Source organism: Rhodanobacter sp. TND4EL1, from assembly GCF_054061035.1.
The window spans coordinates 1,161,185-1,174,732 of sequence record NZ_JBSSDT010000001.1 but is presented as its reverse complement, the minus strand read 5'-3'; the positions used below and the strand labels follow the sequence as shown (position 1 = coordinate 1,174,732).

General features: G+C 64.8%; 14 protein-coding genes. 11 read left to right on the top strand and 3 right to left on the bottom strand.

Features of this window, described 5'->3' with window-relative positions; genetic code table 11:
- Positions 1-10: 10 nt before the first annotated feature.
- The gene (locus ACVWWQ_RS05560; protein ID WP_099654178.1) at positions 11-262 is read right to left on the bottom strand and encodes a flagellar biosynthesis protein; all 252 of its coding nucleotides are present in this window, start codon (positions 260-262) and stop codon (positions 11-13) included.
- Positions 259-1,401, bottom strand: a complete 1,143-nt coding sequence (gene fliK / locus ACVWWQ_RS05555; RefSeq protein WP_133951071.1) for a flagellar hook-length control protein FliK — start codon at positions 1,399-1,401, stop codon at positions 259-261. The genes ACVWWQ_RS05560 and fliK overlap by 4 nt, the downstream gene beginning before the upstream one ends.
- A 241-nt stretch (positions 1,402-1,642) precedes the next feature.
- On the opposite strand from fliK, the gene ACVWWQ_RS05550 reads away from it, so the two are divergent.
- The 11 genes from ACVWWQ_RS05550 to ACVWWQ_RS05500 all read left to right on the top strand — a co-directional run bounded on the left by ACVWWQ_RS05550 (position 1,643) and on the right by ACVWWQ_RS05500 (position 12,853).
- Positions 1,643-1,954 (top strand): STAS domain-containing protein, encoded by a 312-nt coding sequence (locus tag ACVWWQ_RS05550; protein ID WP_457383322.1) that lies wholly within the window; start codon positions 1,643-1,645, stop codon positions 1,952-1,954.
- 16 nt (positions 1,955-1,970) lie between these two features.
- Entirely contained in the window at positions 1,971-2,333 is a 363-nt protein-coding gene (locus tag ACVWWQ_RS05545; RefSeq protein ID WP_099654181.1) for a response regulator, read from the top strand.
- Between the two features lie 11 nt (positions 2,334-2,344).
- Positions 2,345-4,366, top strand: a complete 2,022-nt coding sequence (locus ACVWWQ_RS05540) for a chemotaxis protein CheA (RefSeq protein WP_133951069.1) — start codon at positions 2,345-2,347, stop codon at positions 4,364-4,366.
- Between the two features lie 146 nt (positions 4,367-4,512).
- Positions 4,513-6,225 carry a methyl-accepting chemotaxis protein gene (locus ACVWWQ_RS05535; RefSeq protein WP_133951067.1) on the top strand — a complete coding sequence of 571 codons (1,713 nt, stop codon included), beginning with the start codon at positions 4,513-4,515 and terminating at the stop codon, positions 6,223-6,225.
- A gap of 181 nt (positions 6,226-6,406) precedes the next feature.
- Entirely contained in the window at positions 6,407-6,913 is a 507-nt protein-coding gene (locus ACVWWQ_RS05530; protein WP_133951065.1) for a chemotaxis protein CheW, read from the top strand.
- 15 nt (positions 6,914-6,928) lie between these two features.
- Positions 6,929-8,656 carry a methyl-accepting chemotaxis protein gene (locus ACVWWQ_RS05525; RefSeq protein WP_133951063.1) on the top strand — a complete coding sequence of 576 codons (1,728 nt, stop codon included), beginning with the start codon at positions 6,929-6,931 and terminating at the stop codon, positions 8,654-8,656.
- A gap of 1 nt (position 8,657) precedes the next feature.
- Positions 8,658-9,542: a CheR family methyltransferase gene (locus ACVWWQ_RS05520; protein ID WP_133951061.1), complete on the top strand. Its 885-nt coding sequence runs from the start codon at positions 8,658-8,660 to the stop codon at positions 9,540-9,542.
- Positions 9,542-10,192, top strand: a complete 651-nt coding sequence (cheD, locus tag ACVWWQ_RS05515) for a chemoreceptor glutamine deamidase CheD (RefSeq protein WP_133951059.1) — start codon at positions 9,542-9,544, stop codon at positions 10,190-10,192. Before ACVWWQ_RS05520 ends, cheD begins: the two co-directional genes overlap by 1 nt.
- A gap of 63 nt (positions 10,193-10,255) precedes the next feature.
- Positions 10,256-11,347: a protein-glutamate methylesterase/protein-glutamine glutaminase gene (locus ACVWWQ_RS05510; RefSeq protein WP_133951057.1), complete on the top strand. Its 1,092-nt coding sequence runs from the start codon at positions 10,256-10,258 to the stop codon at positions 11,345-11,347.
- 16 nt (positions 11,348-11,363) lie between these two features.
- A complete protein-coding gene (locus tag ACVWWQ_RS05505; protein WP_133951055.1) occupies positions 11,364-12,542 on the top strand; it encodes a methyl-accepting chemotaxis protein in 1,179 nt (392 codons plus the stop codon).
- 11 nt (positions 12,543-12,553) lie between these two features.
- Positions 12,554-12,853: an STAS domain-containing protein gene (locus ACVWWQ_RS05500; RefSeq protein WP_099654294.1), complete on the top strand. Its 300-nt coding sequence runs from the start codon at positions 12,554-12,556 to the stop codon at positions 12,851-12,853.
- 132 nt (positions 12,854-12,985) lie between these two features.
- Here ACVWWQ_RS05500 and ACVWWQ_RS05495 read toward each other — a convergent pair whose 3' ends face one another.
- Positions 12,986-13,345 carry an FxLYD domain-containing protein gene (locus tag ACVWWQ_RS05495; protein WP_099654188.1) on the bottom strand — a complete coding sequence of 120 codons (360 nt, stop codon included), beginning with the start codon at positions 13,343-13,345 and terminating at the stop codon, positions 12,986-12,988.
- Positions 13,346-13,548: the final 203 nt, after the last annotated feature.

Below are 13,548 nucleotides of genomic sequence, written 5' to 3'. Positions count from 1 at the left end.
GCGGCGCCGGTTACTCTTCGGCGGCGTCGTAAATCGTGGCGAGCACAGATGCCGCCGATGCGTAAAGTTGTACGGGAATGTCATCGCGCAGGCGCAAGGCGGCCAGCAACGCGGCGATCTGCGCGTCGTGATGCAAGGGGACGCCCTGGTCTCTGGCGCGTGCCAGCAGAAGCTCCAGCGATTGCTCAGGCATCGGCTTGACCTGATCGGCATCGTTGGCCAGTCGAAGGCTGACCCGACGCGGTGGCGGCTGGCCGTTCATGCCGTGGCCTTCAGCAAGAGCGAGCTGCTGTTGCCCACCGGTTGCGGTACGCCCAACTGACAACTCAACTGGTCGAGCAACACGCCACAGGCGGCCAGCCGCTGGCGCAGTGGCGTGAACTGGCGCTCCAGCCGCTGCACGGTTTCGATCCGCTCCGCCCACAGTCGCACTGACAAGCGCGGTTCGCGCAATTGCAGCTCACCCTGGACCGGACCCAGTCGAGGCAGGTCAAGTGCAAAACCCAAGGTCCAACCCTGGCCGCCCTCGATGGTATCGACCAGCTGTTCCAGCTTTATCTGCAGGACGTCGTGGCCGTCCTTGCCCAGCAAGGGAATCTCGATGATCCAGGCCGAGGCGGGGTGGGCGCCGGCATCCAGTTGTGCCACCTCGATCCGCGCCAACGCGGCCCTGACGTCGCCATGCAGCCGGTTGAGCAGCGTCCCGACGTCGTCGTCCTCCGGCATGACCGGCAAGGGCAGGCGCGATTGGGGTTGCAATCCCCGCTGCAGCAGCGGCGGGTCGGTGTCGCCGCGGTGCGCGGCTGACGCGGTATTCGCGCGCTTGCCCAGCAGGCCGGCAAGGCGCAGCAGGGCCGCCTTCCAGTCATCCGTGGGCGGAGCTGCCGGCGCACCGTGAGGGCCGAGCAGATGCGACTCGAAAAACAAGCCGCTGCGCTGGATCGCCTCGCGCAAACCATCGCCCTGAGTCACTTCCGCCGGCGTGCGCAATGCCTGCTCCAGCAGAGCCAACGCCGTGCGCACCTCGGGTGGCAGCTGGCGCAGCGCCGGGCGCTGGGACAACGCGGACAAAGTCGCCAACAGTGGCGCATATCCGTTCTGCTGGGGCAGGCGTTCACGCAGCATGCGCTGGAACGTCGGGTCGACCGTATGCGCAAGCACTTCCAGTAGCGGTTGCGTGCCCAGGCTGAGCACGCGCACCTGGAATTGCGCCGGCAGCGGGTTCTGTCCCACCTCGGCTTCGACGGTCATGGCCCCGATCTGCAATACCAGCAGCCCCTGCGGATTGACCCCGAGCGGCCGCGCCGACAGCACGGCGCCGATACGCCAACTCTGGGCGGTGGTGCCGGAAGCGGCACCTGCCCAGGTAAGCGCGGCGAGGCTGATCGGTGGAATGTTCAATCGGGATTCCTGCGACTGGCGTGGGCATGGACGAGGAGGGTCATGCAGTGCATCGGCCATTCCCGGGAATACTTGAATGTCACCCCGCGAACCGCCCGGCGCAGCATGCACGAGATTGGCCAACCCGGGCTAAAGCGTCGCCCGGGTTGGCCGATAGAGCGATTGTCAGCGCATACAGCGCAAGCGGAGCGGACCGATGGGCGGCAAACGGACGGCAACAAAAACCACGACGGAAGAGGCCGTGGCGTCGACGGACATCATGCCGGCAGCCACGGCCGTGGTGCACCTGCCAGCGGATTGCCGAATGGCCGCGCAGGCGGCGCTGAAAGCGCAGTTGCTGGACGTGCTTTGCAAAAGCGAAATCGTGCTGGATGTATCCGCACTGGAGCGCGTGGATACCGCCGCACTCCAGTTGCTGGTGCTGTTCCGCCGTGAACTCGAGTGCTCGGGCGGAACATTCCGCTGGAGCGGCGCCAACCAGGTCCTGGCCGAAGCGGCCGGCGTGCTCGGTCTGGAACGACTATTGAACCTGCCAGCGGCAACGCTGGCCTGAAACAAGAGGTGGCAGCATGGCAAAGATTCTTGCAGTAGACGATTCGGCTTCGATGCGTGGCATGGTGGCTTTCACCCTGCGTGGTGCAGGCCATGAAGTGACGGAAGCGGAGAACGGCCAGCTTGCGCTGGACGCTGCGCGTGCCGGCTCGTTCGAGATGGTGCTGGCCGACGTCAACATGCCGGTGATGGACGGCATTGCGATGGTGCGCGAACTGCGCGCGATGGACGCCTACAAGGGCGTGCCGATCCTGATGCTGACCACCGAGTCGCACACCGAAAGGAAAATGGAAGGCAAGGCGGCCGGAGCCACCGGCTGGCTGGTGAAGCCCTTTGATCCGGAGCAGCTGCTGGCAACCGTCAAGCGCGTGCTGAGCTGAGGCAAGCACCGATGAGCACCGTCGACCTGACTCAATTCCACAAGACCTTCTTCGAGGAAAGCCTGGAGGGGCTTGATGCGATGGAAGCCGCTTTGCTGGCGCTGGATTCGGGCTCGACCGATGCCGAGCTGGTGCACACCATCTTCCGCGCCGCGCACTCCATCAAGGGCGGCGCGGCGACCTTCGGCTTTGCCGATGTCGCGGCATTCACCCATGTGGCGGAGTCCCTGCTGGAAGAGGTGCGCAGCGAGCGTCGCGCGGTGGACGATACCTTGATCGACGTGCTGTTGCGCTCGGTGGACGGGTTGCGCGCCATGCTTGCCCGGTCCGCCCGGGGGCAGCCGGTGGCCGATGCGGATACCGAGGCCTTGCGCGTGGAACTGGAGCGTCTGGTCAGCGGCAGGGCGGCCGCCGCGCCCGGCGCCGGGCAAGCGCAGACGGATGGGGTGGCGGGATGGCATATCCGCTTCGTGGCCTTGCCGCACCTGCTGCAGACCGGCAACGACCCGCTGCGGGTGTTTCGCGAACTGCAGCAGCTTGGCCGGCTGGAGGTCGTGCGCGCTTTCGTGGTGGAGGCGGCCCCCGCGCGGTTGGCCGAACTGGATCCCGGTCAATGCCACCTGGGCTGGGAATTGAGCCTGCACGGCGCGATTGCCCGACCGGACGTCGACGGCGTATTCGATTGGCTGGACGGTGATTGCGAGCTGTCGATCGAGCCCATCGCGGTGGTTGCCACAACGCCCGCGAAGTCGGCCGAAACACCCGCGGCTGTCGTCGCGCCGGCCAATGCCGCCGGCTTCGTGCCAGCGCCGAGTCCGCGCGCTCCGCGTGAGGCGGCCGTGTCGCCCGGCGAAGGCGGCTCGATTCGCGTGGGCATCGACAAGGTCGATGCCCTGATCAACATGCTGGGTGAGTTGGTGATCACCCAATCGATGCTCAGTGACATCGGCGAGCACTTCGAACCTTCGCAACTGGAGCGGTTGCGCGACGGACTGGTGCAACTGGAGCGCAATACGCGGGAGCTGCAGGAAGCGGTGATGCGCATTCGCATGCTGCCGATCGGCTCGGTCTTCAACCGCTTTCCACGGCTGGTCCGCGATCTGGAGCACAAGCTGGGAAAGCAGGTCAGGCTGGAACTGCACGGCGAGCAGACCGAACTGGACAAGACAGTGCTGGAAAAAATCGGCGATCCGCTGGTGCATCTGGTGCGCAACGCCATCGATCACGGACTGGAAACGCCCGAAACGCGCCGTGCGGCAGGCAAACCGGAAGCCGGCACACTGCGGCTGGACGCGTATCACGAGGGTGGCAACATCGTGGTGCAGATCAGCGACGACGGCGCCGGCCTCAACCGCGCCGCCATCGTCAACAAGGCGGAGCAGCGCGGTCTGATCCGTGCCGGCCAGGAACTCGACGACGCCGAAGTCGCCGAGCTGATCTTCCAACCGGGCTTTTCAACCGCGGCCCAGGCCACCGATCTGTCCGGCCGAGGCGTGGGCATGGATGTGGTGCGTCGCAATGTGCGCGATCTGGGTGGCAGCGTCGGCGTGCGCAGCCAGGCCGGCAAGGGCAGCGTGTTCACCATCGCGTTGCCGCTGACTCTGGCGATCATTGACGGCCTGGTCACGGTGGTCGGTGGCGAGCGTTACATCGTGCCCCTGATCTCCATCATCGAGTCGTTGCGACTGCGGCCGGAGATGGTGCGCAAGATTGCCGGCGGCGGAGAGGTGTTCCACTTCCGCGACGCTTACCTGCCGATCATGCGCCTGCACCGTTCGTTTGGCTGCAGCGATGCCATTACCGACGTCGAGCGCGGCATCGTGGTCGTGGTCGAGGAGGAAGGACGACGCGTGGGCCTGCTGGTGGACGACCTGCTCGGCCAGCAGCAGGCCGTCGTCAAATCACTGGAAGCGCATTACCAGCGCGTGCAGGGAATTTCCGGCGCGACCATTCTCAGCGATGGCTCGGTAGCGCTCATCGTCGACGTGAGCGGGGTGGTTCGACTGGGCCAGCAGCGCAACAAGGCAGCATGAACGTTGCAGCCGCGGCGAAGGCCCCGCGTGCTTCTTGAAAAGTGTCGACGAACCGGGATGTGTTCGCCGGCGAGCGTTACGGCGCCTGTGCGCGCCGCCCCGCGCGGTCATGGTGGCCGGCGGGCCTTCTCTTCGAGGTATTCGAGATGTTGTCGGCGATACGCGGTTTCTTTGATCGGCTCAGCCTGAACGCAAGGCTGGTGCTGGTCGTGTCGGTGGTCGTGTTGGGTCTGTTCGGCCTCACCGTAATGAATGCGCTGCAAGATCGCGCCGATCAGATGGACGGACTCCAAAGCCTGTTGCGCAGCCAGATCGAGTCGGCCGTGTCGGTGGCCGCCGCTTTCCACGAGCGCGCGGGCAAGGGCGAGTTCAGCGAGGCGGAGGCACAGAAGCGCGCGCTCGCCCAGATCCACGACATGCAGTGGAACAAGGGTGCCGGCTACGTCTTCGCATTCGACGACAAGTACACGTTGGCCTTGCATCCGGTGATGCGGGACAAGCTCGGGACCAGCGTGCGTGACATGACCGACCAGAACGGCAAGCCGATCTTCCAGGCGATGCATGCCATCGACACGAAGGACGGCGGCGGGCTGACCTATTACGACTGGCTCAAGCCCAGCAGCAAGAAGATCGTGGGCAAGGTGACCTACTCCGAGCGCTTCCAGCCGTGGGACATGCACTTCGGCGCCGGCGCCTATTTCGACGATATCGATGCGCAGTTCCGTCAGAGCCTGGCGCTGAACCTGGGCAAGGCGGGATTGCTGGCGTTGCTGGTGATCGCGCTGGTGTGGTTGTCGATGCGCAGCATCCGCCGCAGCATCGGCGGCGAGCCGGGTTTCGCGGTAGCCATGGCCACGCGCATCGCCAACGGCGACCTGAGCAAGGTTGCCGATGGCAAGGCGTTTGCCACCGGCAGCCTGCTGGCCGAGTTGGTGCGCATGCGCGACCGGCTGATCGACATCGTCGGCGAGGTGCAGCACGGGTCGCAAGGGGTGAGCAGCGCAGCGCAGCAAATCGCCAAGGGCAACGACGACCTCAGCCAGCGCACGCAGGAGCAGGCATCCAGCCTGGAGGAAACCGCCGCCTCAATGGAGGAGATGACCTCCACCGTGAAGCAGAACGCGGAGAACGCCAGCCACGCCAATAAGCTTGCCAGCGGCGCGCGAGAGCAGGCCGAGCGGGGTGGCGAGGTGGCCGCGCAGGCGGTGGCGGCGATGGGCGAGATCAACGCTTCCAGCCGCAAGATCGCCGACATCGTGGGGCTGATCGACGAGATCGCATTCCAGACCAACCTGTTGTCGCTCAATGCCGCGGTGGAAGCTGCGCGTGCCGGCGAGCAGGGCCGCGGCTTCGCCGTCGTGGCCGGCGAGGTGCGCAGCCTGTCCCAGCGCAGCGCGGCGGCGGCGAAGGAGATCAAGGGGTTGATCAACGAGAGCGTGCGGCGGGTGCAGGCCGGCAGCGCGCTGGTGGACCAGTCCGGTGCGGCGCTGACCGGCATCGTGGAGAGCGTCAAGAAAGTCACCGACATCGTGGCCGAGATCGCCGCGGCCAGCCACGAGCAGTCCGCCGGCATCGACCAGGTCAACCGCGCCGTGATGCAGATGGACGAGGTCACCCAGCAGAACGCGGCGCTGGTCGAGGAAGCCGCCGCCGCCGCGCGGGCGATGCAGGAGCAGGCGCTTGAACTGCAGCGACAGATGAAGTTCTTCCAGATGGGCGACGCGCCATCCGATACGCAAGCGCCCGTCGCGGCGCCGGAATTGGCACGCGTGGTGGAGCTGCCGCGCAAGACGGTGGCTCGTGCCGCCGAACCGGCACCGCGACGCGCGGTGGCCGCCGGCGCCTGGACCGAGTTCTGATTCTCCATTTCGCGGTCCCCGCCGGGCGCTCGTCTGCCAGGCCCGATGGGGGCGCGCCTGTCTTTCGCACGGCACGGCAGCAGCGGCGGCGTCCGCATTCCGCTCAAGTTTCCTGTCGCCGTGCCGACACAAGTGATGGCGGCAGGGCGACCGCAATCGCCCATCACAAGGTAGCAAGCTCATGCACGAAAACACCGATGGCGCGGCACCGACCACGCAGCAACTGACGTTCAATCTGGCGGGCGAGGAATACGGCGTCGATATCCTGTCAGTGCGCGAGATCCGCGGCTGGTCGCGGGTCACCCGCATCCCGCAGACGCCGGCGTATGTGCTGGGTGTGCTGAACCTGCGCGGCGCGATCGTGCCGATCATGGATTTGCGACTGCGCTTCGGCCTGGAGCGCGAGACCTACGCCGAGAGCACGGTGGTCATCATCGTCGCCGTGGCCGAGCGGCTGTTCGGAATCGTGGTGGACGCGGTATCGGATGTCGTGGACATCGACCCGGCGGCGGTGAAGCCCGTGCCGGACATGGGCGCGATCGTGGATACGCGATATCTGAAAGGGCTGGCCACCCATGTCGAACGCATGGTCATGCTTCTCGATGTCGAGAAGCTGATGCGCCCAGAGGATGTGGAAACACTGGATGCCGCTCTGACGGACGTTCAGGACGTCGAAGTTGCTGCCTGAACCAGGGGATCACTGATGAAAATCGAGAAATTCATGTCGCGTATCACCACCTTGCCGAGCTTGAGCGTGAAGGTTCGCCTGATCGGCGTACTGGGTCTGCTCTGCATCATGCTGATCGCCGGTGCGGCGCTTGGCCTTGGCAGCATGCAGATGCAGAACAAGGGCACTGAGCACATCTACGAGGACCAGATGGTGCCAGCCACCATCGAGGCAAGGCTGATGCAGCAATCGCTGCTGTCCTACATCGCGCTCGGCGAGGCGTCCGCGCTGATGACCGAGCCGGACAAGATGAAGCAGAAGGTGAAGGACTTCCAGGACTCGCAAACCACGATTGCCGGTCTGGCCAAGGAGCTGGCGGCGGCCAGGAAGAGCCCGGAGATCAGCAAGCTCTATGGACAATGGACGTCGACCGAAAAAGACCTGACCGAGGGCAGTGACGAATTGTTCCAGGCGCTCAACGAAAAGGATGAGAGCGCGCCCGACCTGCTGGAAATGCAGGTGCGCCCGTTGATGCTGGAACGCCAGTCGGTGATGCAGAAGATCATGCAGGCGCAACGCGACAATGCGCGGCAGATCTACGACGCCCAGGTGAAGCGCTACAACTTCGTGCGGGTGCTGACTCTGGTTTCCTTGCTTGTCGGTCTGTTGCTGGCCCTGACCGTGGCAGCCCTGCTTATCCGTTCGGTGACCGGCACGCTGCGCCTTGCGGTGAATATCGCCAATGAAATTGCCGACGGCCGTCTGGGGCACGACATCAAGGTGAAGAGCAAGGACGAACTGGGCCGGTTGCTGCATGCCTTCCGCCAGATGGACGAGCGCCTGAGCGCCATCGTGGGAGAAGTGCGCCAGGGTTCGGATGCGGTGAGCACGGCGGCACAGCAGATTGCCCGCGGCAATGACGACCTCAGCCAGCGTACCCAGGAACAGGCTTCCAGCCTGGAGGAAACCGCTTCCTCGATGGAAGAAATGACCTCCACCGTCAAGCAGAATGCGGAGAATGCCAGCCACGCCAACCAGCTCGCTCGCGGTGCCCGCGAACAGGCCGAACGCGGTGGTGAAGTGGCTGGTCGGGCCGTGCTGGCCATGCATGAAATCGATGCCTCCAGCCGCAAGATCGGTGACATCGTGGGCCTGATCCAGGAGATCGCCTTCCAGACCAACCTGCTGGCGCTGAACGCCGCCGTCGAAGCGGCCCGAGCCGGTGAACAGGGTCGCGGGTTTGCAGTGGTGGCCACCGAGGTGCGCAGCCTGGCCCAGCGCAGCGCAGGGGCAGCCAAGGAGATCAAGGATCTGATCGCCAACAGCGAGGAGAAGGTGCGCAACGGTTCGCTGCTGGTCAGCGAGTCAGGCAAGGCGCTGTCGGAGATCGTCGAAAGCGTCAAGAAGGTCACCGACATCGTGGCGGAGATCGCGGCGGCCAGTCAGGAACAGTCCGCCGGCATCGACCAGGTCAACAACGCCGTGATGCAGATGGATGAAATGACCCAGCAGAACGCTGCCCTGGTGGAAGAGGCTTCGGCCGCGGCTCGCGCGATGCAGGAACAGGCGCGTGAGCTGACTCATCAGGTGGGCTTCTTCCGTCAGTCTGATGATGCGACCGCCGAGCCGGCACCGGTGGCCGGCCGCGCACGCAGCGTGGCGGTCGAGACCGAGGCAGTGTTCGCCGCTGTGCGCAATGCGCCGCAGCCGCGTCCGGTCGCCGAGGTGCAGGCGGCCGTGTCGGGTGTCTGGAAGGAGTTCTGAGATGAATGCGTCGCCCAACGCGCTGGTGGCGGATGCCGGTCTGGTGGCAGGCCATGGACCACGCTTGGGTGATGCCGAGTTCCAGTTTCTGCGCAGCTTCGTGCTTGAGCATTGCGGGATCTCGCTGGGTGAGCACAAACGACAGCTGGTCCAGGGTCGATTGTTGCGCCGCCTGCGCGCCCTGGGTATGAAGCAGTTCAGCAGCTATTGCGAGTTGTTGCGTCGCGACCCGCAAGGCGAGTTGGGTGAGCTGGCCAGCGTCATCAGTACCAATGTCACCTCGTTCTTCCGCGAGGTGCATCACTACGATCTGCTCGAGGAGGAACTGCTGCCGCGCTGGATCGCCGAGAAAAAGGCCGCCGGCGGCCGGCTGCGTCTGTGGTCGGCGGGTTGTTCGACGGGCGAGGAACCCTATGCGCTGGCGATGGTGCTTGCGGAAGCCCTGCAGGCCCACGGCGCTGACGGTCTGGATGCGAAAATCCTGGCCACCGACCTTTCGCCGCAGGCGCTGGAAGTCGCGCGCCGGGGCGTTTATGCACTGGACCGACTTGGCGGCATCAGCGAAGGGCGCCGTCGACGCTGGCTGTTGCGCGGGGAGGGTGACTACCAGGGCCTGGCCAGCGTGCACCCTGATCTGCGCGAGCGCGTCACCATCCAGCCGCTGAACCTTCTGCACGACTGGCCCATGACCGGGTCGTTCGACGCGATTTTCTGCCGCAACGTGGTGATCTATTTCGACCAGCCGACCAAGCATCGATTGTTCGCCCGGTACGCGCGCCTGCTGCCGGCAGGCGGCTACCTGTTTCTGGGGCACAGCGAGTCATTGCACGGCATCAATGACGATTTTGAGCTTATCGGACGTACCGTCTACCGGAAGCGCCGTTGATGGATGGCCGCATTCTCGAACGCCGGGTGACGCCCGCGGTCACGCCGTCGCCACCGGGTTTCGAGCATCTGCGCCGGTTCTGGGATCCCGCTCATGCCTGCATGACGGTCAAGGTCCTGCCGGGTGAGTTCTACGTCAGCGACCGCGAGGAAATGATCAGCACGGTACTGGGCTCCTGCGTGTCGGCGTGCATCCATGATGTGCGTTGCGGTATCGGTGGCATGAACCACTTCATGCTGCCCGAGCCGATGGGTGAGCGCGACGGCTGGTCGGCCACGGCAGGCCGCGCCGCGCGCTACGGCAGCGACGCCATGGAACAACTGATCAACGCGATCCTCAAGGCCGGCGGCCAGCGGAGCGACATGCGCGTGAAGGTGTTTGGCGGTGGCCGCGTGCTCAAGCAGATGAGCGATGTCGGTCAGCGCAACATCGAATTCGTGAAGCGCTATCTGGCCACCGAGAATCTCGCGCTGGTGGCCTCTGATCTGGGCGATGTCTATCCGCGCCAGGTCCAGTTCTTTCCGCACAGCGGTCGCGCCCGCGTGCGGCTGCTGCATCGCAACGACGACCTGAAGCTGGTGGCCGAGGAGCGCGTTTACCTCAAGCGATTGGCAAATGATCCGATAACAGGTGAGGTCGAGCTTTTCTAGCTCGATCGGCAGCATCCCGTACAAGCGGGCTTCCCGCGTCATGCCAAGGTGAGTTGAGCAGCAATGGAAAGAGTGCGCGTTCTGGTGGTCGATGATTCCGCATTGGTGCGCAAGCTGATGTCGACGATGCTTGCCTGCGATCCGGCCATCGAAGTCGTCGGCACCGCGGCCGATCCCTTCATCGCGCGCGAGAAGATCAAGCAGCTCAACCCGGATGTCCTGACCCTGGATGTCGAGATGCCCCGCATGGACGGCATCACGTTCCTGGAAAACCTGATGCGGCTGCGGCCGATTCCGGTGGTGATGGTCTCGTCGCTGACCGTCGAGGGAGCCGAAGTGACTTTGCGCGCGCTGGAAATGGGCGCCGTGGATTTCTTTGCCAAGCCCGAACACGACCTGGCCACCAGCTTCTCCGAAAGCGCGATGGAAATCTGCGAGAAGGTGAAGCTGGCCGCGCGCACGAAGCCACGCGCCCGAACCACGGTACGAAAACTGGACGTGGCGCCGCGGCTTTCCGCCGACGCCGTCCTGCCGCGCGCACAAGCGGCCGGCAGCCGGGGCGGCAGCCCGATCATCGTCATGGGTGCTTCCACCGGTGGCACGGAAGCGGTGCGTGTGGTGCTGGAGTCCATGCCGCCCGATGCGCCGCCGATCCTGGTGGCACAGCATATTCCCGCCGCTTTCAGTGGCCCGTTTGCCGCACGGATGGATCGCTGCTCGGCGATGCGAGTGTGTGAGGCGCGCGACGGACAGCCGATCCAGTCCGGGCACGTCTACATCGCTCCGGGCAGTCACCATCTGCTGGTGATGTGGGATGGCGCCAGGTATGTCTGCCGTCTGCACGACGGTCCGCCGGTGAATCGGCACAAGCCCAGCGTCGATGTGCTTTTTCGCTCCATGGCCGCGAGCGCCGGCGCGTCGACCATCGGCGTGCTGCTGACCGGCATGGGCGACGATGGCGCCCGTGGCCTGCTTGAGTTGCGACAGTCTGGCGCCGCGACACTGGTCCAGGACGAGTCGAGCTCGGTGGTCTGGGGCATGCCGGGTTCCGCATGGAAACTTGGCGCGGCCAATGAAATGCACCCGCTCGACCATATCGCTTCGCGCCTGCTCGCGTTGGCGCGTCAACCCCACGCCGTCGCTGCAAGCGGCTGAGCCCAGGTATCACGTCATGACTTTCACTTCCTTGTTCCCGGCCCGGCTTCCCGTCGTTGGTGGCGTGGCCAGCGTGCTGGCCTTGCTGGTGTCGCTGCTGTGGCATCCCTCGTGGATGACACCCTTGCTCGTGCTGGCGCTGACCGTGGCGTGGTTGGTCGAGACGCGGCAACGTGCCGTGCCGGTTGCGCCATCGGTCGTGCCCGGCCACGTCGTGCCCGTGCGTGAGGCGCTGGAAGATGTCCGGGGCGCGCTGGTGGATGAGCTCGGCCACGCCACCCGCGAACTGCATCAGGGTCTGGATCTGCTGCGTGACGCGGTGCTGGAACTCGGCGGGGGGTTCGACGGGCTTTCCAGCAAAACCGCGATGCAGCAATCGCTGCTGAAGCAGATCATCGAGGTCAAAGATGGTGACGTCTCGATTCAGGACTTCGCTGCCCGTACCGGCGACCTGCTGGAACACTTCGTCGGTATGATCGTGCAGATGTCGCGCGAGAGCCTGCGCATCGTCTACCGGATTGACGGCATGGCGAAGGAAATGGATGCGGTATTCGGACTGTTGAAAAACGTCAACACGATTGCCGAGGAAACCAATCTGCTGGCGTTGAATGCCGCCATCGAGGCCGCGCGCGCGGGCGAGTCCGGTCGCGGATTTGCCGTGGTGGCGGGCGAAATCCGCAACCTGGCCAGCCATTCCAATCAGTTCAACGAACAGATCGGCAGCCATGTCGAGCGTGCCCGTACCGCGATGGGGCAGTTGCGTGGTCTGGTGGGTGCGATGGCCTCACAGGATCTCAACGTGGCGCTCTCGGCCAAGGGCGGCATCGACGCGATGATGGCCCACGTGACCGAGAGCGACGCCCGTACCAGCGCGGTCGCCGATCAGGTGGTGGAGATCAATCGCGGCCTGGGCAGCGATGTATCCACCACCATCCGTTCGCTGCAGTTCGAGGACATCCTGAGTCAGTTGATCACCCAGACGCGGACGCGACTGGTCGAGCTTCAGGAAGTGACAGCGGAATGTACCCGTGACATCGAGGAACTGGCCTGCGCCCCGCTGGAGGCCGAGGCGCTGGAAATGCACGCCCAGCGCGTGCGCAGTCGCCTCGCCGTCCAGCGCGAGAAGGCGCGATTGCGCTCACGCGGCCCGGCGTTGCAAAGCACGATGGATGCCGGCGAAATCGAACTTTTTTGAAGGAACACACCATGATCGTTCATCACGACAGCGAACAAGATTGCCTGACCCTTCAACTGGGCGAACGGTTCGACTTCAGCGTCCATCGGGACTTCCACGAGGCCTGTCTGGGCGAGGGTACGGCGGCGCGGAGTTATCTCATTGACTTGGGGGAGGTCACGAGCATGGACAGCTCGGCGCTCGGCATGTTGTTGCTGTTGCGTGAGCACGCCGGTGCGGATCGTGCCGACATCCGCATTGTCAACGCGGGAAGCGCGTTGCGTGGCACGCTGCGGGTAGCCGGTTTCGACAAGTTGTTCGTGCTGCACTGAGCGAGCGGTTTCGCACGGGACGCGTCGCGCAGTGGAGGCGGACAGGGGAGTCCGGCAATATCTCCACGCTGGTTCAGCCAGACAGCAAAAAGGCTCCTTTCGGAGCCTTTTTGCTGTCTGGGTTTGCTCGCCTCACCAGGACCGAACGTCCACCACGCTGGCAGTGAAGCTCGCCATGCCCGCCTGGTAGCGGAAAAGCCGGCCCAGATCGAAGTGAACGGTCTCTCCCGGAGTGATGTTGGAGGTGCCTGCAGGCCAGGCCTGCTTGGTCTGGATGACTTTGCCGGCGTCGTCCTTGATCTCGATGCGGATCTGGGCTGCCGAAGCGGCGGCGCAGTTGTTCACCAGTTCACCACGCAGGACGAGGCGGCTGCCTGCACCGTTCCCCACGCCCGGCTTGAAATCGGTGATCGCAAAATCCTTGACGTTGCATTCGGCGTGCACGGCAACGGGTGCCAGCAGCAGGAGAGAGGCTAGAAGCATGGTTTTCATAGGTCGAAGTCGTCCCGGATGTTTTGATGTGGGTACGACTCTGATCGGCCGGCAGGGCAGGAACTTTAGGGTTGGCCCGCCAAAATGCCGTACCCGCACCGTTCGGCTACCGGATGCGAATGCCTGTCGGTGCGGACGCCCACCCTATGGCGTTTCGGACGCCGCCTTGCGAACCGTCCCGGGTCAGCGGCCCTTCAACCGGG